Source organism: Caulobacter sp. GW821-FHT12D05 (assembly GCF_058807295.1).
In genome coordinates, this window is record NZ_JBXAQO010000002.1 from 187050 (window position 1) to 212783 (window position 25734).

General features: G+C 68.1%; 29 protein-coding genes, 1 tRNA gene and 1 pseudogene. 14 read left to right on the forward strand and 17 right to left on the reverse strand.

Going from position 1 to position 25734, the window contains the following annotated elements; genetic code table 11:
* Position 1 precedes the first annotated feature (1 nt).
* Positions 2–424, forward strand: a complete 423-nt coding sequence (locus tag AC1RRR_RS08220) for a helix-turn-helix domain-containing protein (RefSeq protein ID WP_492812097.1) — start codon at positions 2–4, stop codon at positions 422–424.
* A 38-nt stretch (positions 425–462) separates the two neighbouring features.
* On the opposite strand, the gene AC1RRR_RS08225 is transcribed toward AC1RRR_RS08220, so the two are convergent.
* The 8 genes from AC1RRR_RS08225 to AC1RRR_RS08260 form a co-directional block, all read right to left on the reverse strand.
* Complete coding sequence (locus tag AC1RRR_RS08225; RefSeq protein WP_492812099.1) at positions 463–879, reverse strand: CopG family transcriptional regulator; 417 nt, start codon at positions 877–879, stop codon at positions 463–465.
* Positions 880–888: 9 nt separating this feature from the next.
* Positions 889–2844 (reverse strand): conjugal transfer protein TraG, encoded by a 1956-nt coding sequence (locus tag AC1RRR_RS08230; protein WP_492812101.1) that lies wholly within the window; start codon positions 2842–2844, stop codon positions 889–891.
* Positions 2845–2860: 16 nt separating this feature from the next.
* Positions 2861–4552, reverse strand: coding sequence for a relaxase/mobilization nuclease domain-containing protein (locus AC1RRR_RS08235; protein WP_492812103.1), 1692 nt, complete (start codon positions 4550–4552; stop codon positions 2861–2863).
* Positions 4553–4781: 229 nt separating this feature from the next.
* The gene (locus tag AC1RRR_RS08240; protein ID WP_492812105.1) at positions 4782–5390 is read right to left on the reverse strand and encodes a lytic transglycosylase domain-containing protein; all 609 of its coding nucleotides are present in this window, start codon (positions 5388–5390) and stop codon (positions 4782–4784) included.
* 71 nt (positions 5391–5461) lie between these two features.
* A complete protein-coding gene (locus AC1RRR_RS08245; protein ID WP_492812107.1) occupies positions 5462–5968 on the reverse strand; it encodes a S26 family signal peptidase in 507 nt (168 codons plus the stop codon).
* Positions 5965–6423, reverse strand: coding sequence for a DUF2840 domain-containing protein (locus AC1RRR_RS08250; RefSeq protein WP_492812109.1), 459 nt, complete (start codon positions 6421–6423; stop codon positions 5965–5967). The genes AC1RRR_RS08245 and AC1RRR_RS08250 overlap by 4 nt, the downstream gene beginning before the upstream one ends.
* Positions 6420–6722 (reverse strand): helix-turn-helix transcriptional regulator, encoded by a 303-nt coding sequence (locus tag AC1RRR_RS08255; protein WP_492812111.1) that lies wholly within the window; start codon positions 6720–6722, stop codon positions 6420–6422. The genes AC1RRR_RS08250 and AC1RRR_RS08255 overlap by 4 nt, the downstream gene beginning before the upstream one ends.
* 111 nt (positions 6723–6833) lie before the next feature.
* The gene (locus AC1RRR_RS08260) at positions 6834–7625 is read right to left on the reverse strand and encodes a DUF2285 domain-containing protein (RefSeq protein ID WP_492812113.1); all 792 of its coding nucleotides are present in this window, start codon (positions 7623–7625) and stop codon (positions 6834–6836) included.
* A 373-nt stretch (positions 7626–7998) separates the two neighbouring features.
* Between AC1RRR_RS08260 and AC1RRR_RS08265 the strand changes: the two genes are divergently transcribed.
* Positions 7999–8220: a FecR/PupR family sigma factor regulator gene (locus AC1RRR_RS08265; RefSeq protein ID WP_492812115.1), complete on the forward strand. Its 222-nt coding sequence runs from the start codon at positions 7999–8001 to the stop codon at positions 8218–8220.
* A 399-nt stretch (positions 8221–8619) separates the two neighbouring features.
* Positions 8620–9033 carry a hypothetical protein gene (locus tag AC1RRR_RS08270; RefSeq protein WP_492812117.1) on the forward strand — a complete coding sequence of 138 codons (414 nt, stop codon included), beginning with the start codon at positions 8620–8622 and terminating at the stop codon, positions 9031–9033.
* A 409-nt stretch (positions 9034–9442) separates the two neighbouring features.
* Here the strand turns inward: AC1RRR_RS08270 and AC1RRR_RS08275 are convergent, their stop codons facing one another.
* Positions 9443–9763 carry a DUF736 domain-containing protein gene (locus tag AC1RRR_RS08275; RefSeq protein WP_492812118.1) on the reverse strand — a complete coding sequence of 107 codons (321 nt, stop codon included), beginning with the start codon at positions 9761–9763 and terminating at the stop codon, positions 9443–9445.
* A gap of 299 nt (positions 9764–10062) precedes the next feature.
* Between AC1RRR_RS08275 and AC1RRR_RS08280 the strand changes: the two genes are divergently transcribed.
* Both AC1RRR_RS08280 and AC1RRR_RS08285 read left to right on the forward strand, forming a co-directional pair.
* Entirely contained in the window at positions 10063–10248 is a 186-nt protein-coding gene (locus AC1RRR_RS08280; RefSeq protein WP_492812120.1) for a hypothetical protein, read from the forward strand.
* Between the two features lie 226 nt (positions 10249–10474).
* Positions 10475–10894 carry a thermonuclease family protein gene (locus tag AC1RRR_RS08285; RefSeq protein WP_492812122.1) on the forward strand — a complete coding sequence of 140 codons (420 nt, stop codon included), beginning with the start codon at positions 10475–10477 and terminating at the stop codon, positions 10892–10894.
* Between the two features lie 86 nt (positions 10895–10980).
* Here AC1RRR_RS08285 and AC1RRR_RS08290 read toward each other — a convergent pair whose 3' ends face one another.
* Positions 10981–11313: a DUF3768 domain-containing protein gene (locus AC1RRR_RS08290; protein ID WP_492812123.1), complete on the reverse strand. Its 333-nt coding sequence runs from the start codon at positions 11311–11313 to the stop codon at positions 10981–10983.
* A 526-nt stretch (positions 11314–11839) separates the two neighbouring features.
* Between AC1RRR_RS08290 and AC1RRR_RS08295 the strand changes: the two genes are divergently transcribed.
* The gene (locus AC1RRR_RS08295) at positions 11840–12169 is read left to right on the forward strand and encodes a hypothetical protein (RefSeq protein ID WP_492812125.1); all 330 of its coding nucleotides are present in this window, start codon (positions 11840–11842) and stop codon (positions 12167–12169) included.
* Positions 12170–12304: 135 nt separating this feature from the next.
* Positions 12305–12562 (forward strand): helix-turn-helix domain-containing protein, encoded by a 258-nt coding sequence (locus tag AC1RRR_RS08300; protein WP_492812127.1) that lies wholly within the window; start codon positions 12305–12307, stop codon positions 12560–12562.
* Positions 12563–12572: 10 nt separating this feature from the next.
* Here the strand turns inward: AC1RRR_RS08300 and AC1RRR_RS08305 are convergent, their stop codons facing one another.
* Positions 12573–13826 (reverse strand): tyrosine-type recombinase/integrase, encoded by a 1254-nt coding sequence (locus AC1RRR_RS08305; RefSeq protein WP_492812129.1) that lies wholly within the window; start codon positions 13824–13826, stop codon positions 12573–12575.
* Between the two features lie 146 nt (positions 13827–13972).
* A tRNA-Ser gene (locus tag AC1RRR_RS08310) sits at positions 13973–14063 on the reverse strand.
* A 131-nt stretch (positions 14064–14194) separates the two neighbouring features.
* On the opposite strand from AC1RRR_RS08310, the gene hfsE reads away from it, so the two are divergent.
* Genes hfsE through hfsH form a run of 4 tightly spaced genes read left to right on the forward strand, consistent with a single transcriptional unit; the run spans position 14195 to position 18858 of the window.
* On the forward strand, positions 14195–15709 hold the full coding sequence (hfsE, locus tag AC1RRR_RS08315; protein WP_492812131.1) for a polysaccharide biosynthesis protein HfsE: 1515 nt from the start codon (positions 14195–14197) through the stop codon (positions 15707–15709).
* Between the two features lie 10 nt (positions 15710–15719).
* Complete coding sequence (hfsF, locus tag AC1RRR_RS08320; protein ID WP_492812133.1) at positions 15720–17159, forward strand: polysaccharide biosynthesis protein HfsF; 1440 nt, start codon at positions 15720–15722, stop codon at positions 17157–17159.
* Positions 17156–18085, forward strand: coding sequence for a polysaccharide biosynthesis protein HfsG (hfsG, locus tag AC1RRR_RS08325; RefSeq protein ID WP_492812135.1), 930 nt, complete (start codon positions 17156–17158; stop codon positions 18083–18085). Before hfsF ends, hfsG begins: the two co-directional genes overlap by 4 nt.
* Positions 18085–18858, forward strand: coding sequence for an oligosaccharide deacetylase HfsH (gene hfsH, locus AC1RRR_RS08330; RefSeq protein WP_492812137.1), 774 nt, complete (start codon positions 18085–18087; stop codon positions 18856–18858). Before hfsG ends, hfsH begins: the two co-directional genes overlap by 1 nt.
* On the opposite strand, the gene AC1RRR_RS08335 is transcribed toward hfsH, so the two are convergent.
* The 3 genes and pseudogenes from AC1RRR_RS08335 to AC1RRR_RS08345 form a co-directional block, all read right to left on the reverse strand.
* Positions 18855–20033 (reverse strand): O-antigen ligase family protein, encoded by a 1179-nt coding sequence (locus AC1RRR_RS08335; protein ID WP_492813521.1) that lies wholly within the window; start codon positions 20031–20033, stop codon positions 18855–18857. The genes hfsH and AC1RRR_RS08335 overlap by 4 nt on opposite strands.
* Before the next feature lie 86 nt (positions 20034–20119).
* Positions 20120–20821, reverse strand: coding sequence for a P-loop NTPase family protein (locus AC1RRR_RS08340; protein WP_454716943.1), 702 nt, complete (start codon positions 20819–20821; stop codon positions 20120–20122).
* A gap of 42 nt (positions 20822–20863) precedes the next feature.
* Positions 20864–22401: pseudogene (locus AC1RRR_RS08345) on the reverse strand (Wzz/FepE/Etk N-terminal domain-containing protein).
* Positions 22402–22486: 85 nt separating this feature from the next.
* Between AC1RRR_RS08345 and AC1RRR_RS08350 the strand changes: the two are divergent.
* Positions 22487–23236 carry a polysaccharide biosynthesis/export family protein gene (locus AC1RRR_RS08350; protein ID WP_492812139.1) on the forward strand — a complete coding sequence of 250 codons (750 nt, stop codon included), beginning with the start codon at positions 22487–22489 and terminating at the stop codon, positions 23234–23236.
* A gap of 49 nt (positions 23237–23285) precedes the next feature.
* Here the strand turns inward: AC1RRR_RS08350 and AC1RRR_RS08355 are convergent, their stop codons facing one another.
* A complete protein-coding gene (locus AC1RRR_RS08355; RefSeq protein ID WP_492812141.1) occupies positions 23286–23564 on the reverse strand; it encodes a sel1 repeat family protein in 279 nt (92 codons plus the stop codon).
* Positions 23565–23736: 172 nt separating this feature from the next.
* The gene (locus tag AC1RRR_RS08360) at positions 23737–24462 is read right to left on the reverse strand and encodes a glutathione S-transferase N-terminal domain-containing protein (protein WP_492812143.1); all 726 of its coding nucleotides are present in this window, start codon (positions 24460–24462) and stop codon (positions 23737–23739) included.
* Positions 24463–24661: 199 nt separating this feature from the next.
* On the opposite strand from AC1RRR_RS08360, the gene AC1RRR_RS08365 reads away from it, so the two are divergent.
* Together AC1RRR_RS08365 and AC1RRR_RS08370 are read left to right on the forward strand one after the other, a co-directional pair.
* Positions 24662–25165: an RcnB family protein gene (locus AC1RRR_RS08365; RefSeq protein ID WP_492812145.1), complete on the forward strand. Its 504-nt coding sequence runs from the start codon at positions 24662–24664 to the stop codon at positions 25163–25165.
* 193 nt (positions 25166–25358) lie between these two features.
* Positions 25359–25703: a proteophosphoglycan 5 gene (locus AC1RRR_RS08370; RefSeq protein WP_492812147.1), complete on the forward strand. Its 345-nt coding sequence runs from the start codon at positions 25359–25361 to the stop codon at positions 25701–25703.
* Positions 25704–25734 lie beyond the last annotated feature (31 nt).

The following is a 25734-nucleotide window of genomic DNA, read 5'->3' on the forward strand; positions in this document are numbered from 1 at the left end:
GATGAGTTTGCCTGCGAAGACATTGGGCCCCAACCCTGTGGATATCCACGTCGGCGCCCGCCTGCGCATGCGCCGCAAGATGCTGGGTCTTAGCCAAGACCAGTTGGCAACGGCGCTCGGCCTGACCTTCCAGCAGGTGCAGAAATACGAGCGCGGCGCCAATCGTGTCAGCGCCAGCAAACTCTACGAGACGGCTAAGGCCCTTCAGGTCCACCTGTCGTTCTTCTTCGAGGGGCTGGCCGACCCCTGCGCCGAAAATCCCGATCCCGCCGCCGAGGAGGCCGGACGCATGATCCAGGCCTTCCTCTCCACCCCCGAGGGCCTGGAACTGGCCGAACTCTTTCCACGGATCGGCCGCAACACCGTTCGTCGGCAGATCCTGGACCTCACCCGCGCTCTGGCGGCCGAGAGCGAACAGGACTGAACCAGCGGCCCACATAGTGCGGCCGCCCACCGTTTTCGCTACAGCCCAGCGCCATCGGCCCGGTCCTCCGGGATCTCCGTACGCAGCAATCTGCCAGCCGCCAAGCGCCGCCCAAGCGCCTCGAGAAACCCCCGATACCGCTCCTGGCCTTTGGCGGTCTGGGCCTTTTGGTCAGCCTCGGCCAGGACCGGCGTGGCGCTGAGCCAGGCCTTGATGAACAGGGCCGTCGCCTCATTGGTGATGGTCACATCGCGCTGAATGCGCTCGAGTTCGCGCGCCATGCGATCCAGCCGACGACTGATCGCCGCCTCACTGGCTTCGGCGCTGTCGGGTGAAAGATAACTGGCCAGCGCCGCCTGCATGACTTCCGACTTCGAACGCCGAAGGCGTTTGGCTGCCCCATCCAGCGCCAGGACGAGATCGCGCGACAGGAAGACCTTAGTCTGAACCTTCATGGGTGGACCTCAAAGCGGAATGCCATCGTCGGGATCCAGAGCCGCCTGGCGGGCGAGCGCGCTTTGGCGTTGGGCTTCACTGGCCTGCGAGGTCTCATCGCCCCCCTCCTCGACCTCGTCCCACGGCGTCTCTTCCACCGCTGTTTTCGGCGCGACCGCCTCGTCGCCCAGCAGCATCGGCTCCAGTTTCAGTCCGCCTTCGTCCCGCGGTCGCCCGCCCGTCTCAGGACGGCTGGCGCCGCCCGTGACCTTGGTCCAAGGACTGCCGACATCGCTCGCGATCGCCGCGAGCGCCTGTGGCGGCGCAAGCACCCGCTCGGCCAGACGCGCGTCGGTCCAGTAGCGGATCTTGTGGGCGCGGATGGGCGGCAGTCCCGAGACCAGCACCAGCGCCTGATCGGCCGACAACTGCATCACCTCGCCCGGGGTGAGCAGCGGCCGCGGCGTCTCCTGGCGGCTGACCATCATATGGCCCAGCCAGAGCGCCAGCCGGTCCCCGGCATAGTTCTTCATCGCGCGGAGCTGTGTCGCCGTGCCGAGCATGTCGCTGACGCGCCGCGCGGTCCGCTCGTCATTGGTCGCGAACGCAACCCGGATGTGACAGTTGTCGAGGATGGAATTGTTCTCGCCATAGGCGTCGGCGATCTGATTGAGGCTCTGGGCGATCAGAAAGGCCTTGATCCGATAGCCCGCCATGAAGGCCACGGACTGCTCGAAAAAGTCCATACGCCCAAGCGCCCGAAACTCGTCGAACATGAGCAGGAGATGCTGGCGCCTTGACACGTCCGCCAAGCCTTCGGTCAGGCGACGCCCGATCTGGTTCAGGATCAGGCGGATCAGCGGTTTGACCCTGCTAATGTCGGACGGCGGCACCACGAGGTAGAGGCTGACGGGCCGCCCCAGCCCCACCAGATCCTCGATGCGCCAGTCGCAACGCGAGGTCACGGCGGCCACCACCGGGTCGCGATAGAGCCCGAGGAAACTCATCGCCGTCGACAACACGCCCGAGCGTTCATTCTCCGACTTGTTGAGCAACTCCCGCGCCGCGCTGGCCACGACCGGATGAGGGCGATCACCCAGGTGCTTGGTGGTCATCATCGCCGACAGAGCAGCCTCGATCGGGCGCTGTGGGTCGGAAAGGAAGTTGGCCACGCCGGCCAAGGTCTTGTCCGCCTCGGCATAGAGCACGTGCAGGATCACCCCGACCAAGAGGCTGTGGCTGGTCTTTTCCCAGTGATTGCGACGCTCGAGCGCGCCTTCGGGATCGACCAGGATGTCGGCGATGTTCTGGACGTCCCGGACCTCGGCCTCGCCGCGCCGCACTTCCATCAGCGGATTGTAGGCGCTCGAGCCTGCGTCGGTGGGATCAAAGCGCAGCACAGGGCCAAGCCTGGCGCGCCAGCCCGCCGTCAGCGTCCAGTTCTCGCCCTTGATGTCGTGGACGATGACCGAACCCGTCCAGGTCAGCAGTGTCGGCACGACAAGCCCCGCGCCTTTGCCCGACCGCGTGGGCGCGACGACGATGACGTGCTCAGGTCCGTCATGTCGAAGATAGCGATCGCCCAGGCGGGCCAGGACGACGCCGTCTTGACCAAGCAAGCCGGCGCGCCGAACTTCCGCCGTGCTCGCCCATCGCGCCGAGCCATAGGTCGTCACATTCGACGCCTCGCGGGCGCGGCCGATCGACATCACCATGGCCGCCGCGATAGCCGCCAGCACGCCGCCGGCGGCCATCAAGGCGCCGCGTAGGAAGATCGCCGGCGCATAGGCCTCATAGACGAACCACCAGACGAAGAAGGCCGGCGGCGGATAGATCGGCCACTCGCCCAGTTCGAACCATGGCGGCCCCAAGCCGGCCTGGAAGCCCAGCCGCCAAGCCGTCCACTGCGTCGCGCCCCATACGCCAGCCAGCGTCAGCGCCAAGACGACGATCATCTGGCCCCATAGGACCTTGGTCCCGTTCATCGGGCTGGACCTTCTTTCAAAGACTGATCCCCCGCGTGCGCCCCAGCGCCCAATCGATGCCGCCGCCCGGCCGCGCGGTTCCGCGCACGACCTGGCCGCGCAGGCGTTCCAGCCCGCGCGTCCAGGGCACGAGCTGGAAGCCCAGACTGTCCTCCAGCATGGCAAAGCGTCCCGATGCCAGATCAAGCCGCCGGCTGTAGAGGCCGCCCACCGCCTCGCCCGCGATGGGCGTCTTGGCCGCCAGGCCCGTCTCACGCGCCAAGGTCTCTCGAGCGGCCGTAAGGTCCTCGCGCCGAAGCCGTCCTAGAAGGTCGGCGGCCGGTCGGCCCGCTTCATCAACAAGGCCGCGTTGCGCCAGCACGCCACGGCGCGCCTCCAAGGCTTGCCGCACCGTGCGCGCAAAGCCGCCGCCGATCGGCGCCGGCTCACCTGAGACCAACCGCCGATCAAGCCAGGTCGCGCCCCGCGCGGTCACCTGCCGGTAGATCGGAAGGTCGGCGCGATGGACAAGATCGGGCCTCGGCGCCTGCCCTTCCCGGCTCCAGGATCTCACCTCGACAAGCCCATCGAGACGGGTGTCGCCGGTCTGGTCTAGATTCGCAAACCGGATATGGTGCAGCCGGCCATCCAGGCCGTCGATGACGACATAGGCCTGGCCGCTGAGTTCATCCTGCAGACCCCGATCGGCGAGGCGGCCCAGGATCGCCGTTGCCGGCGGCTGGGCGTGCATCACCAGCTGAGCCGGGTCGCGCGCCTCGCCGCGCATCGCCGCGTGCAAGGTCTTGATGATGTCGCCCCGCAGCGCCAGGCCGCGTAGCTGCTCGGAGAGATCTTCGGCCAGTCGCCAGACGCCGCCCTGCTGCTGGGCCAGGCCCAATCGCTCCAGATGGGCGGCCCGGCCGATCAGGCGCGTCGGGGCGCCATCGCCATCCGGCCGCAGATCGATCTGGCCGTCCGGCCGCGCCATCGCCTGCAATTGTCGGTCAAGGCTCGTCCAGCGCTCGGCGGTGACCTCGCGGTCGAGACTGGCGTCGATCTCGGCTTGCGTGCGCGGCCCAAGCTCCAGCCCCACCAGCCGCTCAGCGGCCTGACGCAAACCCGTGGCGATGTAGTCGCGGTCGATGACGAGGTCGGTCCCGTCGTCGGCGCGGCCGCGGACCAGGACATGGACATGGGGATTGTCGGTGTTCCAGTGATCGACCGCCACCCAGTCCAGCCGCGTCCCAAGATCACGTTCGGCCTGGGCCATCAGATCGCGGGTATAGGCCTTGAGGTCCTCCAGCCGCTCGGCGTCCTGCGGCGAGACGATGAAGCGAAAGTGGTGGCGATCGTTCTCGCAACGCTGCGCGAACCCGTTGTGGTCAGCCGCCCCGGCGCGATCGAACATCTGGGCGGGGCGATCATCCCTGGTCACGCCCTCGCGCCGCAGGTAGCGCATGTGCTGGCCCAGGGAGGCGGCCCGATAGCGCGCGCCACGGTGACGGACGATACGCGCCTTGACGATCACCCGGCGCCCGCCGTTCAGCCCGGCCCGGACCGTTCGGCCCCGCCCGCCGCTACGCGGACGCCCAGCGGAGCCCAACGCCCCCTGCCCGGTCTTGCTTGCGCTCCCGAGCACCTCGCCCACAAAGCCGCGGGCTTGGCCGCCCGAGGCGCCACGATCGCCAATACGGCCAAGACGGACAAAGAAGTCGTCCTCCCGGTTCATGGCCGCCGATCCCGGCGGCAGGTCCCGGTCAAGTCATTGTCGGCAAACGAAATCAGCGAAAACCCGGGACCCGGCCGCATCGACAAGTCCCGGAAATTGGCCAGCACCATCAACGACCTGGGGCCGCAAGGTCCCGGTCCTTTTATCTTGCCAAGCCCCCAGCCACCCAGAACCGGCGCGCAGATCCCCTCGCAATTCCCTCTGCCCCCGCGACCCAGACGATGACGGCTCATGGCGACACCCGCCCTGGGGTCACCGGAAAGCCTGGGGTCACTGGAAAGAACGGCGCGGCCGTCTCGTCGGCGAAGGCAGCCTCGGTCTCGACGAACAGCCCCGCCGCGCGCCAATCGATCTTGGCCGGCGCTCTGAACGTCACGCCCGTCCCATACTGGGCCGCGATCAGCCGCTCGACCCGGCGCACATAGAGGAGGGTTTCGGACGGCAGACGGCGACGTCCCGCGCGAGCCTGGCCATAGCGCCCCGGCCCGGCATTGTAGGCGGCCAGGAAACCGGTCTGACCGAACTGGTCATGGAGCTGACGCAGATAGGCCGCGCCCGCCAGCACGTTGTCGCGAGGGTCGAAAGGATCAGCGCCTAGTCCATGTTGCGCGCTCATCGCGCGCCAGGTGCCTGGCATCAGCTGCATCAGCCCCATGGCGCCCTTGGGGGAAACCGCGCGCGCATCGCCGCCGCTTTCGGCCGTGATCACCGCCTTGATCCAGATCGGCGGCACCCCGAACCGCGCCGCCGCCTGGTCGATGATCGTCGCGATCGCCTGCGCGTCAGGCGCGCGCGCCGCGCTCTGCGCGGGCGCGGTCAGAGCAAGACTGATACTCATCGCCAGGCCGCCAAGCGCGCGCGTCAGGCGTGACGGATGGCCATGTCTGGAATGAAGAACGAGCGCCATCTTCAGCGCCCCCAGGTCCAAAGCGGCGTCAGGCGTCCGGCGACACAGCGCTGCGAGAGCGGCCCGAAATAGCGTCCGTCCAAGCTCCTGGGCGCGGCGTTGAGCAGGAAGATCTCGCCGTCCGCCAGACGCCGGCAAACCCTCGCAGCGCTCAAGGGCCGGCCCACCATGTCATGGTCCAGCACGGCGGCGACCATCGCCCCATCGATCGTTACCACGCCGTCCTTCACGCAGACGGCCTGTCCCTCGACGGCCGCGACGTGCTTGATGAGCCGTACGCCACGCGGCAGGTAGCCGCGCGCCGCCATCCAGCGGGCCAGATCCTCCGGCGGTCGCACCAGCGCCAGCGCCCCGACCTCAGGGCGTCGATAGGCCAGCCAGTAGACGCCCAGCGGCGCGCTGGCCGTGGTGTTGAGGATCAACCGCTCGCGCAGCGGCAGCACAGCGGGCGCAACGACCAGCGCGCAGCCCGTGATCAGGCTGGCCGCCGTCCACGCACGCCCGGTCACAGGGCCAGCTTCCGACGCAAAAGAAAGGCGCGATGGCGCGCGCGATCATAACCGCGCGGCGGCAGGCCAACCCCGATCCGCGCGCCGACATGGCGCCAATGGTCGGGCGCGATCGCGCCGGGCGCCAGCCCCAGGCGCTCGACCGCGCCGATCGCCTCCAACACCGCCTGGACCTTCGTCCCGCCGTGAAGGTTCAGCAGGACTTCCGCGCCCGGCGCGACGAAGGGATAGGTCGTGAAGGCCTGGCCCGGCGCGGGCGCGCGCAAGATGGCGATGCGCGCCTCGACCGATCCGCGCTCGCCGGCGCGCAAGCGAACGAAACCAAAGACGCTCCCCGGCGCGAACGCGACGATGCGCCGGCGCGCATCGATGATCCGTTCGGCGGCTTGGCGACCAAACCGGATCGAGCGTTCGATGCGCCCCTCGAGCCACAGGAGATCGACCTCCGTGTTCATGGCTGGCGCCCGCCGGGGCCAGTCGATTGGGCGGCATAGGCCGGCGCCAGGGCGGCGTGGCGCTTGGCCGGCGGAAGGACCTCAGCGTTTGGATCGCTGGTCGAAGTGCGCGCGCCGCGCGCCGACCAGGCTTGCAAGTCCTCGAGGGTATAGACCACCCGGCCGCCGATCTTGCGATAGACCGGGCCGGTGCCGTAGCAGCGATGCTTCTCCAGGGTTCGGTCCGACAGGCCCAAGAACCGTGCGGCCTCCGGCGTTCGCAGATGACGTTGGGGGACAGATGAGGTGTTGTTGCTCATGACAGATCCTCGGCGACGCTCGGCTAAGCCCGGCGTCGTCGGGATAGGCTGGCGCGGCGGCGGCGCCTGAGCGGATGACGAAGACGAGGGGCGCCCTTTTCGTCACCCCCTCTAGAGGCCTCCCCGCAGGATCTTCAGGTAGCCGCCGCGCATCATCTGGCGACCGGCCTGGACCAGGCGGATGGTCGAGGCTCTCACCGAGGAGGTTCGCCAGACTTCGCGATCGACCGCCTCGGCGCCGAACAGCAACACCGCGATGGTCCGATAGCTGGCGCCCGCCTGGGCGGCGTCCAACGCCAGGAGGCTTTTGGCCAGGCGCTCACGTTGGGCGGCGGTGAGGTGTGACGGCGGCGCGGCAAGGCCCGTCACGGCGCGGTGGAACCGCTCGACGGCGCGCACTCGAAGGCCAAGGTCCTGGTCGAAACCCAGCACCACCACGAGCGCCCCGCCCGGCCGCGCGCGGCCGCGATACTGCAGTTGGAGGCCCTCCGGCAGGCGGACATGGAGCCCGTCATCGGCTTGGCGCGCCCGGCCGGCCGGCCGCCAGGACCGGGCTTCAGGCGCAGGCCGCGCGCTGTCCTGGGCAAGTGGCACGACCAGGCCAGGCGCGGCGTCGGCGCGCCAGAAGACCTCGGCCAGCGGCGCGGCGACCGCCGGATCGGCGCCAAACCGCAGGCCCCAGCGCGGATCCACCTGGTCTGGCGCGCGCGCCACCCGCGCAAACTCCAGGTGATAGTCGCCATTACGGCGCAGAAACTCCCAGGCCAGCTCGGGCGCGCTGAGCTCCAGCCGCGCGCGCCAATCGCCCGCGGCGCGATCCGGTCTCGAAGGATCGAGCGGCGCGGCCATGACGCGCATGGCGCCAGAGGCGCGCGCCTCATGGACAGCGTAGCCATGGGCCAAGCTGTCCGCTTGCGGATGAAATCAGGCGCTCAAGGAAAACCCCGCGCGACGTCAGCCCATCCGCCGCGCGCCAAGGAACGGCTCGACGCTGGAAAGGTCACGCCGGCGTCTTGCGCCCGTTGGTCTTTACGCTTGGGTCGCGAGCGCGTTTCAGAACCGGACGCCTTGGTTCAAGCAGATCATTTTTGTGCTCGCGTCGACGGCGCGCGATATATTGTACTGAAGAAGATCATCGGTCTTTCGTATCAGCATGCGCCCGACCGGTTGGGCGCCGACGACACGCCTCTACCCTCCCGCGACGTTGGGCCTATGGAATTGTTCTTAGCGCGATGCGACCGGAGCAGCCGCGATGATTGAGGCGCCCAGCGAACCCATGAGCGTCGAACAACAGGCCGCGCAGTGGTTCAAGCGGCTCTTGAAGTCGTCCGTCGAGAACGAGGATCTGGCCGCGTTCGAGGCCTGGCGCTGCGACCCCGACAATCTCGCCGCCTACAATCGAGTCGAGGATGTCAGCCGCCAGGCGCTCTTGGCGCGAGACGATCAGGTCTTTGGCGACAGCCCCGAGGCAAGACTCCCCGAGCGCGCGCCCAGCTAGAAGCCCCGGCTAGAGACCCAAGACCGCGCACGCGCCTGTCTTCCGCCGTCAGCCAATTCCACAGCCAGGTCCAAATCGCCATAGGACGGCGCGGAGAAGCGCCCGTATCCGTAAGATCGGCCGCGCGCCCTTTGGCCAAACCCTGCCGAAAAGGACGCGGAAAATCGCCCCGCGTCCACGCGCGTTGCGACCTGCGCAATGCAATGGATTGCTGCGCGGGCAAATTCGTCATCCAGGCCGCACCCCACCTCGACGGCAGCGAGCGGCTCGCTATAGTCGCCCATAAGTTGTTTGCTTAAGTTGGAGCGTCGCATGGACGGTTCGCCGTCGAGACCGCTTGTGCGTCAAGCGCGACTGCTCTCCAAAATCCTCAGAACGCTGCGCAAGGACGAACGGCGCATGACGGTCGATGAGACCGCGCAGAAGATGGGCGTCGCCTCGCGCACCTATCAGGATTTCGAAGCCGGCGTGGGCCGCCTTGATCTCTACAAGGTCCGACAGTTCGCCACCGCCACGCGCAGCGACGCTATCGGCGTCGTCCTGGCCGTGACCTTCGAGGACCCGGACCTGGCGATCCAGACCATGGACAACAAGCTCTTCTCGACCTTCTGGGTGGCGTTCAAGGAGTTTCGCGAGCGGGTCGGCGCGCGCTTGGCGCTGGTGCCGCCCGCTCTGTTGTTGGCGGCGTTTCGGCGCGCCTTCGAAGAGATCGAGACGTATCTGACCAAGCGCACCGAAAGCACCGAGGAATGGCTGGAACGGGCGATCGCCGAGGCCTATCACCCCGCCCCACCACAGTCCGGGGATCCTTAAGGCCCCAGATCCTTAAGACCTCGAGATCAGCTGGGCGGCGGCTTGTCGACTGACGGCTTGAAGCGCCAGCGGCGCGGTCTGGCGGCGGCTCGAGGACATGCCCGGGGGAGGAAAGCAGGCCGTTCGAGCCGCCGCCTCACCGCACGCTCAAGGCGGCGAGCGTGGGCGACGGCGCGGATTTGCGAAACGGACGCCTGGGCGGGCGGTTGGAAGCGCCCTCGCGGAACCCGCAGGGCTGTTCTGAGCCGCCCAAACACCGGCCTCAAGACGCCTGGCGGGTCGGTCGGACAACGACAAACCCTGGCGCAACAACGGCGGACCACCTTGAGAATGAAGGGCCATCGCCGCATCCTCAAAAACAACCCGCGCGTCGCGCCCGCCCCGCCGGATCGGCGGGGCGGGCTGACGGCTAGTCTTCCTTGGGCGGCGTCCCGCGCGACCAGACCAGGGTGTGGACACCGTCGATGACGACGAGCGCGGCGTTGATCGCTGCGCCGAACGAGGGGTCGTCCATCCGAACCGACAGATATTCGTTCTGCTCCTTGCTGGTCTTCTTCCAGGCCGCGCCCAGGTCGGCCAGGCCGCAGGTGACGCGGTAGTCGGGGCTCTTGCTGCTGGCCTTTTCGGCGACGGGGCGGATCTGAACCTTCTTGAGGTTGATGGCCAGGGTGGCGATGTCGCCGGTGAACGAGCCGTCGGCATGGGCGGCGAAGGTTCCGATGGTCGTCATGATTGTCTCTCCGATCGTCTTGCGGGCCGCGCCGATCGCGGCCTCGATGGCGATCCAAGATCGGGGTCGATGTCGGCCCCGCAGTGCGCGCCCTGCCCGCAAGCTTGTGGGCGCGCTCCCGAAGCGTCAGCGAAGGACCGAAGGCCTTGAGTTTCTTGCCTCGCGAGGAATGGGACGCCCCGTCCCAGGGGAAGAAAGGAAGAGGCCAAGGTTGCGGGGATGGACCGATCCCCGGTCAGATCAGGCCAGAAGAGGCCGCGTTCGACGCGACCGGGCGATGATCTCTTGGAGAGACAGCCGTGACGACCATCGAAACCTTCGCCCCTGCCGACGGCGTGTTCACCGGCGACATCGCCACCCTGGCCATCAACCTCAAGAAGGTTCAGATCCGCCCCATGGCCGAAACGGCTGGCAGTAAGCCCCGACTACCCCGTCACCCGCAGCTGGCCGACCGAGGCGCGGCCAGGAAGAAGACCAAGGAGTAGAACGAATATCTGTCGCTCCGGATGGACGTCCCCTCGTTTGGCGCGGCGATCAATGCCGCCTTCGTCGTCATCGACGGCGTTCACACCCGGGTCTGGTCGCACGGCGGGCCTCCCAAGGAAGACTAGCGGTCAGCCCGCCCGCCGATCCGGCGGGGCGGGCGCGACGCGGGCTCTTCTCCAGGGCCTTGGCCATGGCGAGCGCGCCAAAGCACCCTATACCCGCGCCATGACCGCTCTTGCCTTGCTCGCCGCCGGCCTGATCGCCTGCACCGCGCCGACCGTTCACGACGGCGACACCCTGCGCTGCGGGCCTGATCGCATTCGCTTGTTCGGGGTCGACGCGCCCGAGGTGCGAAACGGACAAAAGCCGGCCGAACCGCTGGCCTACGAGGCGCGCGACCTGCTGATCAGCCTAACGCGCGGCCGGGTCGGCTGCCGGGTGGTCGAGGAAGACCGCTACGGTCGCCACGTCGCCAGATGCTGGTCGAGCGCCAGCCCTGACGTCAACGCCGCCATGATCCGCTCGGGCCTGACCACCGAATGGCGCGCCTTCAGCAAGGGCGTCTATGCGGCCGCGCAGGAAGAAGCCCGCACCGCCGGTCGCGGTTTGTGGGCGCCCGGCGCTCCGGCCCGCCGCCTTCGATAGACCTGAGGTCTGGCCCGAGCGCTCACGCCTTGGGCCTGATCACAAGCGGTGGCAGCCGCCGCGCCAGCAACGCGGCGGCCGCCGTTTCAATATTCCTGCGCCAACATCAGGGTCAGCAGGCGCCGGGTGACAGCCTGGTCAGCCGGATCTGGCGAAGCGTGGACAAGGTCCAGGTCGTAATAGTCGATCTTCCAAAACAGCTTGGCGCCGCCGACGTCGATCGCCCCAAAGTCCCGTTCGCCATGCGGGTCGTTGTCGGCGTTGAAAGCCGTGAAGCCACAGACGGCGGCGATGACTTGGGCAAGGGTCCTTTCGTCCAGGGCGTTGACGCCCGACGTCATCACCCAGCCGACGTTGACGCTGCTTCGATGCCTATCGTTGAGCATCGCGATGGCTGCGGTGTGTTCTTCCTCGGTCATAACAGGAGCTCCTTTGGGGTCAGGGGGCCGGCGCAAAGCGCGCCTGCCTCCTTGCCCGTCGGCGAGACCGGGGGTGCAAGCGGAGGGGCGCCTTCGCGGGGACCCGGCTGCAGGGCGTCCCTGTCCATTGCCCAATCTTGCCCGCCTCGCCCGAAGCTGGGCGGAAGGCGATCCGAAGCGCGCCGGGGGCAGAGCCCCAAGTCCCGCGGCCGCCAGGCCGCCAACCAAGATGAAGCCTGCAAGGAGCCAGCGCACCGCGCGGGCGGGAAGCGGCGTCGAGCGGCCGGCGGCAGGCCCCAAACCCTTCTGGGGCCTGCCCGCCAGGCGTCGCGCCCGAGGGAGCGGCGAAAGCCGCGGGACCGAGCGTGACCGCCGGCCGCTCTCCGGTTCGGTGGAGCCGGCCGCGCAAGCGGCCGGCGGGAACCCCGCCCCCGCGCCCCCGGAACGGGGACCGTCATGCCTCATCAAGATTGACTCCCACGCGCCCCACGATGAGAACATTTGAAGAACGATCAGAGAGCCAATCATGCCACCCAAACGCGCCAGTCCGCGCGCGACGACACACGCCCCAAGGCTGCCCAGGGTGTTCCTGAAGACCAAGGCCCGCCTGACCCGCATCGCCGTCGACGAAGGCTACGGCGATGCGAAGACCCGCCGCACCCTGTACTTCCTGCTGCACACAGCAGGCGGCCTGAACAGTCCGGCCGGCTATGTGAACCCCGAACATGTTCCGGCCTTCGAGGGGGACGTGGCCTGGTTCGAGGTGGAGAAGACCGAGCGCGGCGGCGAGCACCGTTGGCCTTGGTGGCGGGCGGTCCGACAGATCGATCCGCCAGCCGAGGCGTCAGTGGGGTGACGGACACAAGGCCGCCAAGGAGGGCGTGTCGTCGATCGCCTGCCTTTGCCCCCGCCGCCACGACAGGGATCATCATCCCCTTTGCGCGCGAGACCCGCAACGCCAGGCTCCTTTTTCGAGGAAGGAGCCGCCGCGATGCCGCCCGAGAGTTTCCCGTCCGAACCGGCCCGAATTGAGAGGCTTGCCTACCGCGTCAAGGAGGCGGCAGACGCCTTGGCGATCAGCCGCAGCCGCTTCTACGAACTGGTGGCGGCCGGCGAGATCCGCGTCCTCAAGGACGGCGCGCGCACGCTCGTGCGCCGCAGCGAGCTCGAGGCGTTCCTCGAACGCCTCGAGCTGAACGCCAAGCCCGTCGCCCCTAAACCCCGGTATTGCCGCCGGCCAGGCCGATGATCTTCCGCGCTCAACCCTTGGCGGGCGCGCAGGCCTTGGCCCAGTCGGCCATCAGGGCATGGCGCTTGGCGAACTGGTCGCCGCGCCGGTAGGCGGCCTCGGTCTTGCTGGCGATGGCGTGGGCCAGGGCCATCTCGATCATCTCGCCGGGATAGCTGGTGGTCTCGGCGGCCCAGTCGCTGAACGTGCTGCGAAAGCCGTGGGTAGTCAGGTCGCCGCGCTGGAGGTTCTTGAGGACCTTGAGCATGCTCATGTTGGAGAGGCTTTTGCCCGCCCGCTGGCCGAAGAACACCGGCCCGTAGGGAGCCACCGGCTCCTTGGGCGCGTCCTTGCCTCGCCAACGACGCCCATCGACCTCGAGCCACCGCGCGCGCATGGCCTCCAGGATGACGATGGCCGGGGCGCTGAGCGGGATCCGGTGCTCCCGGCCCGCCTTCATCCGTTCGGCCGGAACGATCCACACCTTCCTGTCGAGGTCGAACTCCTCCCATTCGGCGCCCAGGACCTCGCCGGTCCGCGCCACGGTCAGGATCGTGAACTCCAAAGCCCGGGCCGAGACGCCCCCGACCCTGGCCAGGGTCTTCATGAAGGCCGGCAGCTGGGCGAACGGCAACGCGGCGTGGTGGCGAACCTTCTTCACCTTGGCCTTGGCCGGCAGGACATTGTCCAGGTGACCAGTCCATCGGGCCGGATTGTCGCCTGCGCGCTGACCCTGGACGGTGGCCCAGTCCAGGACGGTCTCGACGCGCCCGCGCACGCGACTGGCCGTTTCGGTTTTGGTCTGCCAGATGGGCTGCAGCACCGAAATGACATGCTGGGTTTCGACCGCGCCGACGGGCAACTTGCCTATCTTGGGCGACGCATAGGTCGTCAGCGTGTTCTTCCACTGCTGGCGATGCTTATCGTTGGCCCAGGCGGCCTTGTTGGCGGCGATGTAGGCGTCGACGGCGTCGTCAAAGGTGACGCTCTTGGACCGTTCGAGCTGTTGTGCGACCTGCGCCTTGCGCCGCTCGTCGATCGGATCAAGCCCCGCGGCCCGTTGGCGGCGCGCGTCACGCGCGGCGTCGCGCGCCTCTCCAAGTGAAACGGTATGGGTCGCGCCAAGACCCATCTGCCGTTCGCGGCCATCGGTCCAATAGCGGAAAATCCACGACCGGCCCGCCTCCCCCGTGACCTGGAGATAGAGGCCGCCGCCATCGGGGTGCAGGCCCTCTCCGAGTCGGCGCACCTGAAGGGCGGTCAAACGCTCTAGAAGCCGGGCCATTTTACCCCAGTTCCTACCCACGGTCTGTGCGTCGACAGTGCTGGATCAGGCTGGACGCGTCCAAACACGATTTTGCGATTATCCCTTACGGGACAAGGGTTTGCGGGACCTGCTCGGACACCGCTGGACAGCCATGGAAGGGGGGATGGCGGAGACGGAGGGATTCGAACCCTCGATACCCTTTTGAGGTATGCCGCTTTAGCAAAGCGGTGCCTTCAGCCTCTCGGCCACGTCTCCTCCTGAGAGGGAGCGGTCAGATAGCCTGTTCGCTTCGGGATGACAACGGCGGATGTCGGAAAATTCCGATGTTAACGTGACGCTCAGACGGCAGCGCTAGGTTGAACATGGTTTTCTCAATGAAGAGCGCCATGCGTCCTGCCTCTCCGACCACCGCCCACGCCGAAAACGCCTCGGCCTTCGTCGCTTCGACGGAGGGTTCCGCGCGCGTTGGCGGCGGCGGTGGGGGCGATCCTGGACGGGCGCGGCGGGGGCCGTTCCGGCCTGGCCAGCTGATCCCGACGCGGGCCCGGCTGGAGGCCCGTGTGCTGGCCCGCGCCTTCCGCGTCGCCGACATCCTGGCGATCGCCGCCTTCGCCGTCACGGTCACGGTCGAGGGCCATCCGATCGCCGCCGCTCTGTGGGCCGTGGCCACCCTGATCAGCCTGCGCGCGCTGCGCGGCTATGCCTTCCCCCGCAAGCAGACCCTGGCGCGTCACCTGGGTGAAGTCGCCCTGGCGCTGGGCGCGGGCCTGCTGGCCGCCGCCGTGGCGCTGCTGCCGCCGGGCAATGTCGACACGGTCACCGTCTGGACGCTGCTGGTCGCCGCCGGCACGCTGGCCGCCCTGCACGGCGCCTGGTGGAGCGTCATCGCCCGCGGCCGCCAGCAAGGCCGCCTGACCCCCAACATCGTCGTGGTCGGCGCCACGGCCAATGCCGAGCGCCTGATCGACGCGGCCATGCGCACGGGCGAGGTCAATGTGCTGGGCGTGTTCGACGACCGCCTGGATCGCGCGCCCGAAAACATCATGGGCGTGCCGGTGCTGGGCGACACGACCGCCCTGCTCGACCACCGCATCATGCCCTATGTCGACCGCGTGGTGATCGCCGTGCAGTCGACCGCCCAGAGCCGCGTGCGGCAGTTGGTCGAGAAGCTGGGCGTGCTGCCCAATCCGCTGAACCTCTTCATCGACGTGGGCGGCCAGGGCGACGACGACGCGGCTGTGGCCCGCATCGCGGCCGGCGGCGAGAACGAACTGTCGGGCGCCTCGGCCAGTATGCGCCACGCCTGGATCAAGCGCGCCCAGGACCTGGTCGTGACCCTGGCGGGCCTGCTGGTCGCCGGTCCGGTCATGCTGATCGTCGCCCTGGCCGTGAAGCTGGACAGCCCCGGCCCGATCTTCTTCCGCCAGCGCCGCCACGGCTTCAACAACGAGGAGATCCTCGTCTGGAAGTTCCGGTCGATGCGCCACGAGATGGCCGACGCCCAGGCCGCGCGCCAGATCAGCGCCAATGACGACCGCGTCACCAAGGTCGGCAAGTTCATTCGCAAGACCAGCCTCGACGAGCTGCCGCAGCTGTTCAACGTGCTGCGCGGCGAGATGTCGATCGTCGGCCCCCGCCCCCACGCCATCGGCATGAAGACGGGTGGCGTGGAGTCGGCCAAGCTGGTCGCCGAATACGCTCACCGCCACCGCATGAAGCCCGGCCTGACCGGCTGGGCGGCCATCAAAGGCTCGCGCGGCCCGGTCGATACGCCTGAGAGCGTGCGCCTGCGCGTCGCCCTGGACGTCGAATATATTGAGCGCCAGTCGTTCTGGCTGGACCTGTACGTCATCGTCATGACCATCCCCTGCCTGCTGGGGGATCGGTCGGCGGTGCGCTAGGCGGCCGGCGATGTTCTGGCGCGGCGTCCTTGGCTACTTGCCGGTCAACGTGGTGCAGGGCGTGGTGGGCTTGCTCACCATCGTCCTGTTCACGCGCGTGCTGGATCCCGCCCAATACGGCGTCTACGCCCTGGCCTTCTCGGTCGGCAGCCTGACCCAGACCATCCTGCTGACCTGGACCGAGGCCGCCATGGCCCGGTTCCTGGCGACGCGCAGCGAAGACGGCCGCCTGGCCGATCACTTCGCCACCCTGTTCAAGCTTTGGATCGGCGCGGCCGTGGTCGTGCCCCTGGCCTGCGCCGTCGTGGCGGTGCTGCCGCTCAACGCGCCGCTGAAGGTCGCCGTGGTCGCGGCCCTGGCCTCGACCCTGGTCAACAGCCTGATGAAGCTGGCCCTGGAGCGCCGCCGCGCCGCCGGCGAGGTGTCGGGCGCGGCCATGCTTACTATGGCCCAGAACCTGGGCGGATTCCTCGTCGGCCTGGCCCTGGCCTTCACCGGCCTGGGCGGCGCGGCGCCGATCCTGGGCGTCGGCGTGATCTCGGCCCTGCTGGTCGTGCTGGTGCTGCCGGGCGAGCTGAAGCGGATGGCCGGCGGCAAGTTCGACAAGAGCTTGGCCCGCGCCTACGCCGCTTATGGCCTGCCGGTGTCGCTGTCGCTGATCCTGGCCCTGGTGCTGGCCAGCACCGACCGCCTGTTGCTGGGCGCGTTCCTGGATGAGGCGACGGTCGGCGTCTACCACGCGGGTTATTCCCTCGGCAGCCGCACCCTGGACGTTGTCTTCATCTGGCTGGGCATGGCCGGCGGCCCTGCCCTGATCTCGGCGTTGGAGCGCGGCGGCCAGCCGGCCCTGACCGAGGCCGCCCGTGAGCAGGCCGGTTTCATGACCTTGCTGACCCTGCCCGCCGCCGTCGGCCTTGCCCTGGTCGCCCGCCCCTTGGCCGAGCTGATGGTTGGCGAGGACCTGCGGGTCGGCGCCAGCCACGTGACGCCCTGGATCGCCGCCAGCGGCTGGCTGTCGGGCGTGACGACCTACTACCTGCTGCAAGCCTTCACCCTGGCCCGCCGCACGCCGCTGCTGATTGTCAGCATGAGCGCGCCCGCGATCGCCAACGTCCTCCTCAACCTCGTCCTGATCCCGCGCATGGGCCTGGACGGCGCGCTGTGGGCCACCACGGTCAGCTACGGCCTCGGCGCCGTCGCCGCCTGGGCCCTGGGCCGCCGCGCCTGCCCACTGCCGATCCCGTGGGACGTGCTGGCCAAGGCCGGCGCGGCCTGCGTCGCCATGGCCCTGGCCGTGCGGCTCCTGCCCTCGCCCGGCGGCGTCCTGGAGCTGGCCCTCAAGGCTGGCGTCGGGGCGGCCGTCTATGGCGTGATCGTGCTGGGCCTGGACGTCGGCGGCCTGCGAGCCAAGCTTTCTGTAATCCTCCACCGGAGGGCCCAAGCGTCATGACCGCGCCCATCACCGAAATCCGTATCGAGAACGCCGCCTGGGCAACAGCGCAGCCGCGCCTGTCGGTCCTGATCCCGACCTTCCGCGATGACCCCGTCGCCCTGCTCAAGGCCCTGGACGATCCCAGCGCCGGGGCCGAGATCGTGGTGCTGGACGACGGCGGCGGTGACGACGCCCTGGCCGAACGCATCGCCCGCCGGGTCGAGAAGCTGCGCGTGCCCGTCCGCTTCGTGCGCCTGTCCAGCAACGAGGGCCGCGCCAAGGGTCGCAACCGCCTGGCCAGCCATGCGCGCGGCGGTCACTTCCTGTTCCTGGACAGCGACATGCTGCCCGATACGCCGGACTTCCTCTCGCGCTGGGCCGCCGTGGCGGACAGCGACGCGCCCGTGGCCTTCGGCGGCTTTACCCTGGACCAGACGCCACAGCGCCCCGAACACGCCCTGCACCGGGCCATGGCGCTGAAGAGCGACTGCACCCCTGCCCCCGAGCGCGCTAAGGAACCCGAGAAGCACGTCTTCACCTCGAACCTGCTGGTCCGTCGCGACGTGTTCGAGACCATCGGCTTCGACGAGGGTTTCTCCGGTTGGGGCTGGGAGGATGTCGAGTGGGCGATGCGGGTCGTGCGCCAGCATCCGATCCTGCACATCGACAACACCGCCACGCACTTGGGGTTGGACGCCGCGCCGACCATGGCCGCCAAGTACGAGCAGTCGGCGGCCAATTTCGCCCGCGTGGTGGCCAGCCACCGCGACATCGTCAGCGCCTATCCCAGCTACAAGGTCGCCAAGGCCTTGAAGCCGTTCCCCCTGCGCGGGGTTTGGCGGCCGATGCTGAAGAGCATCGCCCTGGCCGAGGCCGCTCCCATTTCCCTTCGCGCGTTCGCCATGCGGCTGTACCGCGCGTCCCTCTATATCGAGGCCGTCTGATGCAGACTTCGTTCGAGAAGGTCGACGCCTACGAGCCCGACCGCAGCCTGAAGGGCAAGCTGCGCCGCCGCCTGATCCGCCTGGCGCATCGCCGGCCGGCGAAGGTGGCGCTGGAGCGGCCGATGGTCTCGTTCAGCTTCGACGACGCCCCCGCCACGGCCTGCGAGGCCGGCGCCAAGGCGCTGGAGAAGCGCGGCCTGCTCGGCACCTATTACTTCGCCGCTGGCCTGGCCGGGCGTGACGGCCCCATGGGCCGCTTCGCCACCGGCGCGGACGCTCGCCGCCTGCACGACGCCGGGCACGAGATCGCCTGCCACACCTTCTCGCACCTGGACTGCGGCCAGTCGTCCAAGGCCGTGACTCTGGCCGATGTCGACCAGAACGCCGAGAGCCTGGCCCAATGGGGCACGCCCGATCCGGTCAGCTTCGCCTATCCGTATGGCGACGTCGGCGCGCCGGCCAAGACGGCCCTGGCCGGCCGCTTCAAGACCCTGCGCGCCCTGCACCACGGGCTGATCGCCGACGGCGCCGACCTCAATCAGGCCCCGGCCGTCGGCATCGAGGGCGAAGACGGCGAGAGCGTCGCCAACGCCTGGCTGGACAAGGCCAAGGCCCGCAAGGCCTGGCTGATCCTCTACACGCACGACGTGGCCGAGGAGCCCTCGCAGTGGGGCTGCACGACGAGCGCACTGGAACGGCTGATCGACCGGGCGGTGGCGGAAGGCTTCGACGTGGTGACGGTGGCCGAAGGGGCCAAGCGGATCGGGCTCTAGGCGGCGTCCTGCGCCCGGTCCGAAAAGGCGAGCTTCGCTGCCAGAGCCACGAATACGGCCCAGCGGAAGTCGTTGTACACGACCGCGATGCTCTCGGTCAGGCTGACCAGGGTGAAGACGATCAGGAACGGGAAGGCCAGCATGGCGCCCCGGTCGCGGAACACCGCGATCAGGGCCACGGCCATGGTCTGCAAGTAGAAGAAGCCCCAGGCGGTCAGCCCGACGACGCCCATGCCGACCAGCTGCTCGATCCACGAGTTGTGAGCGTGCTGCGGGGTGAACTTGGCGTCGTGGACGATCCAGGCCAGCGGGCCCCAGCCGGACTTGTCGCTCCACACGGCGGCGTAGCCATAGCCCAGCCAGGGCCGTAGCTCGATCTGGCGGAAGGCGGCCTCCCAGATCTGGGTCCGGCCGGTCAGGGTGGCGTCCTTGCCCAGGATCCCGAAGAAGACGTCCGAGGCGAAGACGATGAACGCCAGCAGCAGCAGGAAACCGGTCACCCCGGTCCAGGTCGCCGCCGCCGCGTAGGCCGGCCCACGCTGGCAGATCCAGACGAAGCCCAGCGCCATCAGGCCCAGCATCAGCGAGGCCAGCGAGGTTTTGGACTGCGACATCAGCACGAGGCCGATCGACAGGGCCGCGAAGCCCAGCCAGATCTTGGCCTTCGGCGGGTCCAGCAAGGCCGTGGCGCACAGCAGGCAGCAGCCCAGGGCCATCATGCCGCCTAACGAGTTCTTCTCCAGCCACAAGCCGCGCCAGGCGCCGGGGAACAGCTCGACCATGATACCGATCTTGGGAAAGGCGATGCAGGCGATGTAGCAGGCGACGATCAGCACGCAGAAGGTGATCGAGAACACCCGCGCCAGCTCCACCCATCGGAACCGGGCGGCCAGGGCCAGGCCCGACAGCGTGGTGCAGCCGACGGCGAAGCCCCGACGGATCGAGACGTCGGGCTGGATCGACCACATGATCGAGGCGGCGACCACGCCCATCAGGATGATCAGGAACGGCTGGCGCACGGTGGCGCGCACCACGTTCCAGGGCCGCCCCAGGATCAGCAGGAAGGCCAGGGCGTAGGCCGGCAGGAAGGCCACGCGCAGCAGGCCCGAGGCGGACTCGTCGGCCTTCTCGCCAAACAGCGGCAGTTGCCAGCCGCCGGTGTAGATCAGCAGCATGACCACGGCGCAGAGGATGGTCAGCAGCGAGGGCTCGAGCGTCCGGGCCTCCTGGCGGTCCCAGGTCGCGCCGGAGGTGACGCTGGTCACGGCAGGATCGCCTTCAGGAAGCCGGGCGTCTGGACCGTGACCTTGTTGAAGAACATCCCCGCGCAGCGGCCGCCGGCGGCGGTGATGGCGTCGCGCAGCATGGCCGGTTGGCGCACGTCAGCCTGGTCGGCTGAGACGACGAGCACGGTCTGGTCCATGTGGGCGGCCACGGTCGGGCCGGCCTGCGAGCGGTCGATGGCCGGGCTGTCGACGACGATGACCTCGGCGTGCTTGCGCAGCGCCCGCCAGTAATCCGCCGACGGAATGATGTGCGCCTGCTGGCGGCCGCGCAGGGCCTCGCGGTTGAAGCGGGCGACCCACAGGCGCGGACCGCCGACGCTGTGGCCGGTCAGGAACTTGGCGTCCGGCCACACGCCGCCTTCCGCGCGAGGCGCGGGCGGCTGGACGGTGAAGAAGACCGAGCCGTCGGGCGACGCGGCGACGGGCGGTCCCATCGGCCCGAAGCGGCTGGGCTCGGAGGCCATCTCGCGGAACTGGCTGGGGCTGTTCAGATCCAGGTCGATCAGCCAGGTCTTGCGACCGGCGCGGCGCGAGGCGAAGCGCGCGAATTCGCGGGCGACCGTCGAGGTCCCCTCGCCCCGTCGGGCGGACACGAACTGGATGACGTGCGGACGGCCGGCCGGCGGTGCGCCTAGCGCCCCCCAAAGCTCGGTCATCTCGACGTTCAAATCGACCATCTAACGAATCGCCGCGTACTCAGAAGCCCGCAACTTGCGACATTAACCCTGTCGGCGGAAGGCGACGAAACGGCTCACCGCTTGACCCCGGCCGTGGCCAGGACGGGCATGCCCAAGGTGCGCGAAGCCGATTCCGGCGTCTGCAGGCCCGGACGCAGGAACATGCGGACCAGACCGATGCACAGGGCGCTGAAAGCGCCGAACAGGATGGCCAGGATCAGCACCGGCTTCTTCAGGCTCTTGCCGGTGGTCGGAGCCACGGCGCGCTGGACGATGCGGATGTTGTCGCTGCTCTCGGCCGACATCTGCCGCTGGGCCTCGTCCTGCTGTTCCTTGACCGTGAAGTCGCGGACGTTCGAGGACAGGACGTCGCGGTCGCGCGACAGCTCGTTGAACTGCGGCTCCAGCCCGGCCAGGCGCAGCAGGCGGGTGTTCACGTCGGTGACCTGCTGGGCGTAGGCGGCCTGCGACTGCTGCAGGGCCGCGACTTCCGCGCGCAGATCGTTGCGGGTGGTGGTCAGGGTCTGCCAGATCGGGTTCGGGCCGCTGCGACGCGCGCCCTCCCCGTTCGTCCGGCCGGCGGCCAGACCCGCCTCCAGCTGGGCGATCTGGGCGTTGATGTCCTGCACCGGCGCGGCGCCGGGCGTGTAGCGGGCCAGCAGGCCTTCGCGGTCCAGCTTCAGCGCAGCCAGCTTGGTCGAGGCCGACATGTCGACGTCGCGATAGAGGATGGCTTCGGGGGGCGTGCGCGACAGCTCGGACTCCACCGAGGCCAGGCGCCCCACGCGGTCCTGCAGCTGGGCGTCGATCGAATACTTCTGCTGCTCGACCTGGGCCTGCAGCTGGGTCAGGGCCGTCTTCTGGGCCGTGAAGTCGCCGATGTCGTTCGTGGTCAGGAACGACTGATAGGCCGTGTCAGCCTCGGCAAGCTTCTGCGAGAAAATGTCGCGCTGGCGCTGGAGGATGTTGCTGTCGCCGCCGATCAGCAGGCTGCGGCGATAGACCAGATATTCCTCGAGCAGGGTGTTGAGCACCTTCTCGGCCATCTCGGGATCGTCGCTCTGGAAGCCCAGGCGGATGATCGAGTTGTCCGGCGCGGTCTGGATCTTCAGGCTTTTGCCGATGGCGTCGCGGCCTTCCATGATCAGCTTGCGCTTACCCTCAGGCGTTGCGCTGGCGTACTTGGCGGCGTGTTTCGGAAAGATCTTGGCGAAGCCGATCTTGCGGATCACCCGCTCGCGCAGCTCGCCGCTGCCCAGGATCTCGGCTTCCGACTGGATGACTTCGTCGATGTTGGGCACCGCGCCGCGACCGGCGTCGCCGGCGCGGGGTTCGTAGACATATTCCTGGCCCAGACGAACGAAGAGGCTGCTCTCGGCCGTGTAGTTCTTCTTCAGCGTCGTGGCGAAGGCGAAGCCCGCGATCACGATCACCACGAAGACGATGAGCATCAGGAATCGCTCACGCCAAAGCAGCGTGACGAAGTCGGTCGGGGCGTATTTCGGACGCGCGCCACCGAGCCCCGCGGCCATTCTAGGCGGCGGGTCGTGAGGCACGCTGGTCCAGGCGCTCGTCGACATACGAATCCAAGCGGTTCAATCTGTCTCGCACCCTGGAGGGACCGGCCTTAAGGGTTCGTTACCCATTCCTGTTAAGACTTGTCGCATGCAACGTCGCACGCATCTCATGACGGCCCTGGCCGTGGTTCTGCTGGCTGGCGGAGTTTCCGCCTGCGGCCACATCGACGCCGAGCCGATCACGCCAGGTCCCAGACCTAGCGCGAACTTCTCTAATATCGGTTACGCCGATTGGAGCGAGGAAGAGCCGTCGTACCGGTTCTATCCGGGCGACGAGGTCGAGGTGACGGTGCCGTCGGCCCCGGAACTCAGCAAGACCGCGACGGTGCAGCCGGACGGGCGGATCAGCCTGCCCCTGGCTCAGCCGGTGATGGCGGCGGATCGCACGATCGACGAGCTGCAAGGCTCGATCAGCCAGGCCTATGCCGGCACGCTGCTGCGGCCGCAGGTCCAGGTGGCGGTCAAATCGACGCAGCCGCTCAAGGTATTTGTGGGGGGCGAGGTCAAGAACCCCGGCGTGTTCGACATGGCGGGCGACAGCGACGCGCTGCGGGCCGTCATCCAGGCCGGCGGCTTCACCAATGGCGCCAAGCGCAATCAGGTTGTGATCATTCGCCGCGGCACGGACGGGCGGGCGATGATGCGGACGGCGGACCTGCTGGCAGGCATCACGCGTCCGGGCGGAACGGATCTGGTGCCTCTGCGCCGGTTCGACGTGGTCTATGTCCCACGCAGCGGCGTGTCGGAGGCTGGTCTCTTCATGCAGCAGTACTTCCGCGACCTGCTGCCCATCAGCTTCAGCTACGCGATCAACGGCAACATCAACGGCGGCAACTGAGCCGATCCTCCCACAGGATCGGCTAGCAGTAGAACCCGGCGGACCGGGTTCAGCCGTGGGCGAGCCATTCGCGAGCTTGACGCTGAGCTTCGGCGACGTCGTCGCTGGCCATCTCTTGCGACAGTTCCTTGCGGTAGGCCTTGGCCTCGATCGAACCGCGCATGGCGGCCAGATTGAACAGCATGTGGGCCGAGACGTAGTCCAGCGGCGCGCCGCCCTGACCGGTCGAATACAGCAGGCCCATGCGGAACAGTTCGTCACCGGTGGACTCAGGCGTCGGCAGGGGCAGCATCACCACGGCGGCCGGCGGTTCTTGCATCATCATCATGGCTTGATCTCCTCTCTCGAGCTCGCCCCGACGTTTTGTCGGTTTTGAGCTTGATGAGAGGAAAGTCCCCCGCGACTGAACATATAGTTAAGCGCGCGGAGAGCATAAATGCCGCCCCCCGTTACTCTTTATTGACCCTGATTACTGGGCGTAAATCACAGTATACAGCGCCTTAACGCGCACGCTGTCCGAACAGGACTCTACGGGCGTCTTCGGCCGCTTTTCCCGAGGATTGCAGGCCTCCAGCCCGTAACTCGGCGCCGAGCTTAAAGCCTTTCTGCACGTTTTCCCGCGCCCCGACCCGCTCGAACCACGTCCTCAAATTGGGGAACTCATCGAGAATAATGCCCTGGTTCTTCCAGGGAACGATCCAGGGCCAGATCATGAAGTCGGCGATAGACAATTGGCCGCAGACGAAATCGCGGCCTTCCAGCTGCTTGTTCAGCACCCCGTACAGGCGGTGCGTCTCGTTGGTGTAGCGGATGGCGCCGTAGGCGATCTGGCGCTGGTCGGCGATGATCGCCGGCGCGTACTGACGGAAATGGTGGGTCTGGCCGGCCATCGGCCCCAGCCCGCCCATCTGCCACATGACCCACTGGTCGATGTTGACGCGGTCCCGCTCGGTCTCGCCGTAGAACTTGCCGGTCTTGCGCGCCAGGTATTGCAGGATGGCCCCGGACTCGAAGATCGAGATCGGCTGGCCGTCCGGACCTTCGGGATCCACGATGGCCGGCATGCGGTTGTTGGGGCTGATGGCCAGGAACTCGGCCTTGAACTGCTCGCCAGTCCCGATGTTCACCGGGATCATCTCGTAGGGCAGCCCCATCTCCTCCAGGGCGATGGACACCTTCCAGCCGTTCGGCGTGGGCCAGTAGTGCAGCTCGATCGGACGGCTCATCGGCCTTCCCTCCCCGGTCATCGTCGTTGTTACGGAACATGGTCGCGACCGTTCGCCGCGCCAAGTGTGACCCGACGAAAAGCCTGACCGCGCCGTTCAGCCTGGGTTCAGCCGAAGACGGACATTCTGCGTTTCAAGGTCGAGGGAAGTTTCTAGGCGAGGCTCCGCAAGCATCGCCCGACCACTAGGAGAAGACGAGATGAAACGTCTGCTGCTCACCATCGCCGCCGTGGCCTCCGTGGCCGGGCCGCTGGCCTTCACGGCCACCGACGCCGCCGCCCAGGATCGCGGCCGCTGGGAACATCGTGACCGTGACCGCGGCGACCATGGCCGTGATTGGGATCGCGGCCGGGACCGTGACCGTGGCCACTGGGACCGCGACGACCGTCGCGGCGGCTGGGACCGCGGTGATCGCTGGGATCGCGGCCGTCACAACGGCTACTATTATAACAATCGCTGGTCTTACGGCCCGCCTCCGGCCGCCTATTACGGCCGTCCGGGCTTCCGCCCTGGCTATTCGTCGTGGCAGCGCGGCGCTTATCTGCCCGGGTACTATCGTGACCGCGGCTATGTGGTGAACGATTACTACCGCTACAACCTGCGCGCCCCGCCCCGTGGTTACTATTGGTACCGCACCGGCAATGACTACGTGCTCGCCGCCATCGCCAGCGGCCTGATCTTCGACGTCATCGCCAATCACTAGACCTGACTGCTCTACAGCAGTTGAAGACGGCGTCCTGGGCTCTGCCTGGGGCGCCGTTTTGCCGCCACGAGCGCCGCAACCTCGCCGCGTGTGAGGCCTAAGCGCCCGATTGCGAAGTCATTTCGACCGCATTGCCAAGCCAGCGTTGGGCTCGCGTCACACTTCGACGCTGCAGCAATACGGTCCCAAGCCCATGAAGACCCTGCGCATCACGACCGCCGCGCTCACTCTGGCCGCCGCCGCCTTTGCCGGCTCGGCTATGGCCCAGACGACGGCCCCGCAGACCACGCCGGCCGACCCGCAACCCAGCATGACCAGCCCGGCTCCGGCCACGACGCTGCCACCGGCCAGCGATCCGTCGACCCAGGCCGCGCCGCCGGCCACCGAAAGCGCCGCGCCGGCCGACAGCGCCGGCACGCCCAGCTCGGCCACCGCGCCGGCGACCCAGGAACCGACGGCCCCGGCCGCCGACGAGAAGGCCGCCAAGAAGAGCAAGAAGCACAAGAAGCCGGCCGAAGAGCCGACTGCGCCCCAATAACAAAAGTTCGCATCAACGAAGAAGGGCCCGC

Excerpts from the sequence above, each read along its gene's own strand:
- AC1RRR_RS08220 (WP_492812097.1), top strand. The coding sequence starts at position 2 with ATGAGTTTGCCTGCGAAGACATTGGGCCCCAACCCTGTGGATATCCAC.
- hfsE (WP_492812131.1), top strand. The coding sequence starts at position 14,195 with ATGCGTCCTGCCTCTCCGACCACCGCCCACGCCGAAAACGCCTCGGCC.
- AC1RRR_RS08360 (WP_492812143.1), bottom strand. The coding sequence starts at position 24,462 with ATGAGCCGTCCGATCGAGCTGCACTACTGGCCCACGCCGAACGGCTGG.
- AC1RRR_RS08355 (WP_492812141.1), bottom strand. The coding sequence starts at position 23,564 with ATGATGATGATGCAAGAACCGCCGGCCGCCGTGGTGATGCTGCCCCTG.
- AC1RRR_RS08290 (WP_492812123.1), bottom strand. The coding sequence starts at position 11,313 with ATGACCGAGGAAGAACACACCGCAGCCATCGCGATGCTCAACGATAGG.
- AC1RRR_RS08305 (WP_492812129.1), bottom strand. The coding sequence starts at position 13,826 with ATGGCCCGGCTTCTAGAGCGTTTGACCGCCCTTCAGGTGCGCCGACTC.
- AC1RRR_RS08335 (WP_492813521.1), bottom strand. The coding sequence starts at position 20,033 with ATGCTGCTGATCTACACCGGCGGCTGGCAACTGCCGCTGTTTGGCGAG.
- AC1RRR_RS08285 (WP_492812122.1), top strand. The coding sequence starts at position 10,475 with ATGACCGCTCTTGCCTTGCTCGCCGCCGGCCTGATCGCCTGCACCGCG.
- AC1RRR_RS08265 (WP_492812115.1), top strand. The coding sequence starts at position 7,999 with ATGAGCGTCGAACAACAGGCCGCGCAGTGGTTCAAGCGGCTCTTGAAG.
- AC1RRR_RS08300 (WP_492812127.1), top strand. The coding sequence starts at position 12,305 with ATGCCGCCCGAGAGTTTCCCGTCCGAACCGGCCCGAATTGAGAGGCTT.
- AC1RRR_RS08295 (WP_492812125.1), top strand. The coding sequence starts at position 11,840 with ATGCCACCCAAACGCGCCAGTCCGCGCGCGACGACACACGCCCCAAGG.
- AC1RRR_RS08235 (WP_492812103.1), bottom strand. The coding sequence starts at position 4,552 with ATGAACCGGGAGGACGACTTCTTTGTCCGTCTTGGCCGTATTGGCGAT.
- AC1RRR_RS08255 (WP_492812111.1), bottom strand. The coding sequence starts at position 6,722 with ATGAGCAACAACACCTCATCTGTCCCCCAACGTCATCTGCGAACGCCG.
- AC1RRR_RS08225 (WP_492812099.1), bottom strand. The coding sequence starts at position 879 with ATGAAGGTTCAGACTAAGGTCTTCCTGTCGCGCGATCTCGTCCTGGCG.
- AC1RRR_RS08340 (WP_454716943.1), bottom strand. The coding sequence starts at position 20,821 with ATGGTCGATTTGAACGTCGAGATGACCGAGCTTTGGGGGGCGCTAGGC.
- hfsG (WP_492812135.1), top strand. The coding sequence starts at position 17,156 with ATGACCGCGCCCATCACCGAAATCCGTATCGAGAACGCCGCCTGGGCA.
- hfsH (WP_492812137.1), top strand. The coding sequence starts at position 18,085 with ATGCAGACTTCGTTCGAGAAGGTCGACGCCTACGAGCCCGACCGCAGC.
- AC1RRR_RS08230 (WP_492812101.1), bottom strand. The coding sequence starts at position 2,844 with ATGAACGGGACCAAGGTCCTATGGGGCCAGATGATCGTCGTCTTGGCG.
- AC1RRR_RS08270 (WP_492812117.1), top strand. The coding sequence starts at position 8,620 with ATGACGGTCGATGAGACCGCGCAGAAGATGGGCGTCGCCTCGCGCACC.
- AC1RRR_RS08240 (WP_492812105.1), bottom strand. The coding sequence starts at position 5,390 with ATGAGTATCAGTCTTGCTCTGACCGCGCCCGCGCAGAGCGCGGCGCGC.
- hfsF (WP_492812133.1), top strand. The coding sequence starts at position 15,720 with ATGTTCTGGCGCGGCGTCCTTGGCTACTTGCCGGTCAACGTGGTGCAG.
- AC1RRR_RS08365 (WP_492812145.1), top strand. The coding sequence starts at position 24,662 with ATGAAACGTCTGCTGCTCACCATCGCCGCCGTGGCCTCCGTGGCCGGG.
- AC1RRR_RS08250 (WP_492812109.1), bottom strand. The coding sequence starts at position 6,423 with ATGAACACGGAGGTCGATCTCCTGTGGCTCGAGGGGCGCATCGAACGC.
- AC1RRR_RS08275 (WP_492812118.1), bottom strand. The coding sequence starts at position 9,763 with ATGACGACCATCGGAACCTTCGCCGCCCATGCCGACGGCTCGTTCACC.
- AC1RRR_RS08370 (WP_492812147.1), top strand. The coding sequence starts at position 25,359 with ATGAAGACCCTGCGCATCACGACCGCCGCGCTCACTCTGGCCGCCGCC.
- AC1RRR_RS08350 (WP_492812139.1), top strand. The coding sequence starts at position 22,487 with ATGCAACGTCGCACGCATCTCATGACGGCCCTGGCCGTGGTTCTGCTG.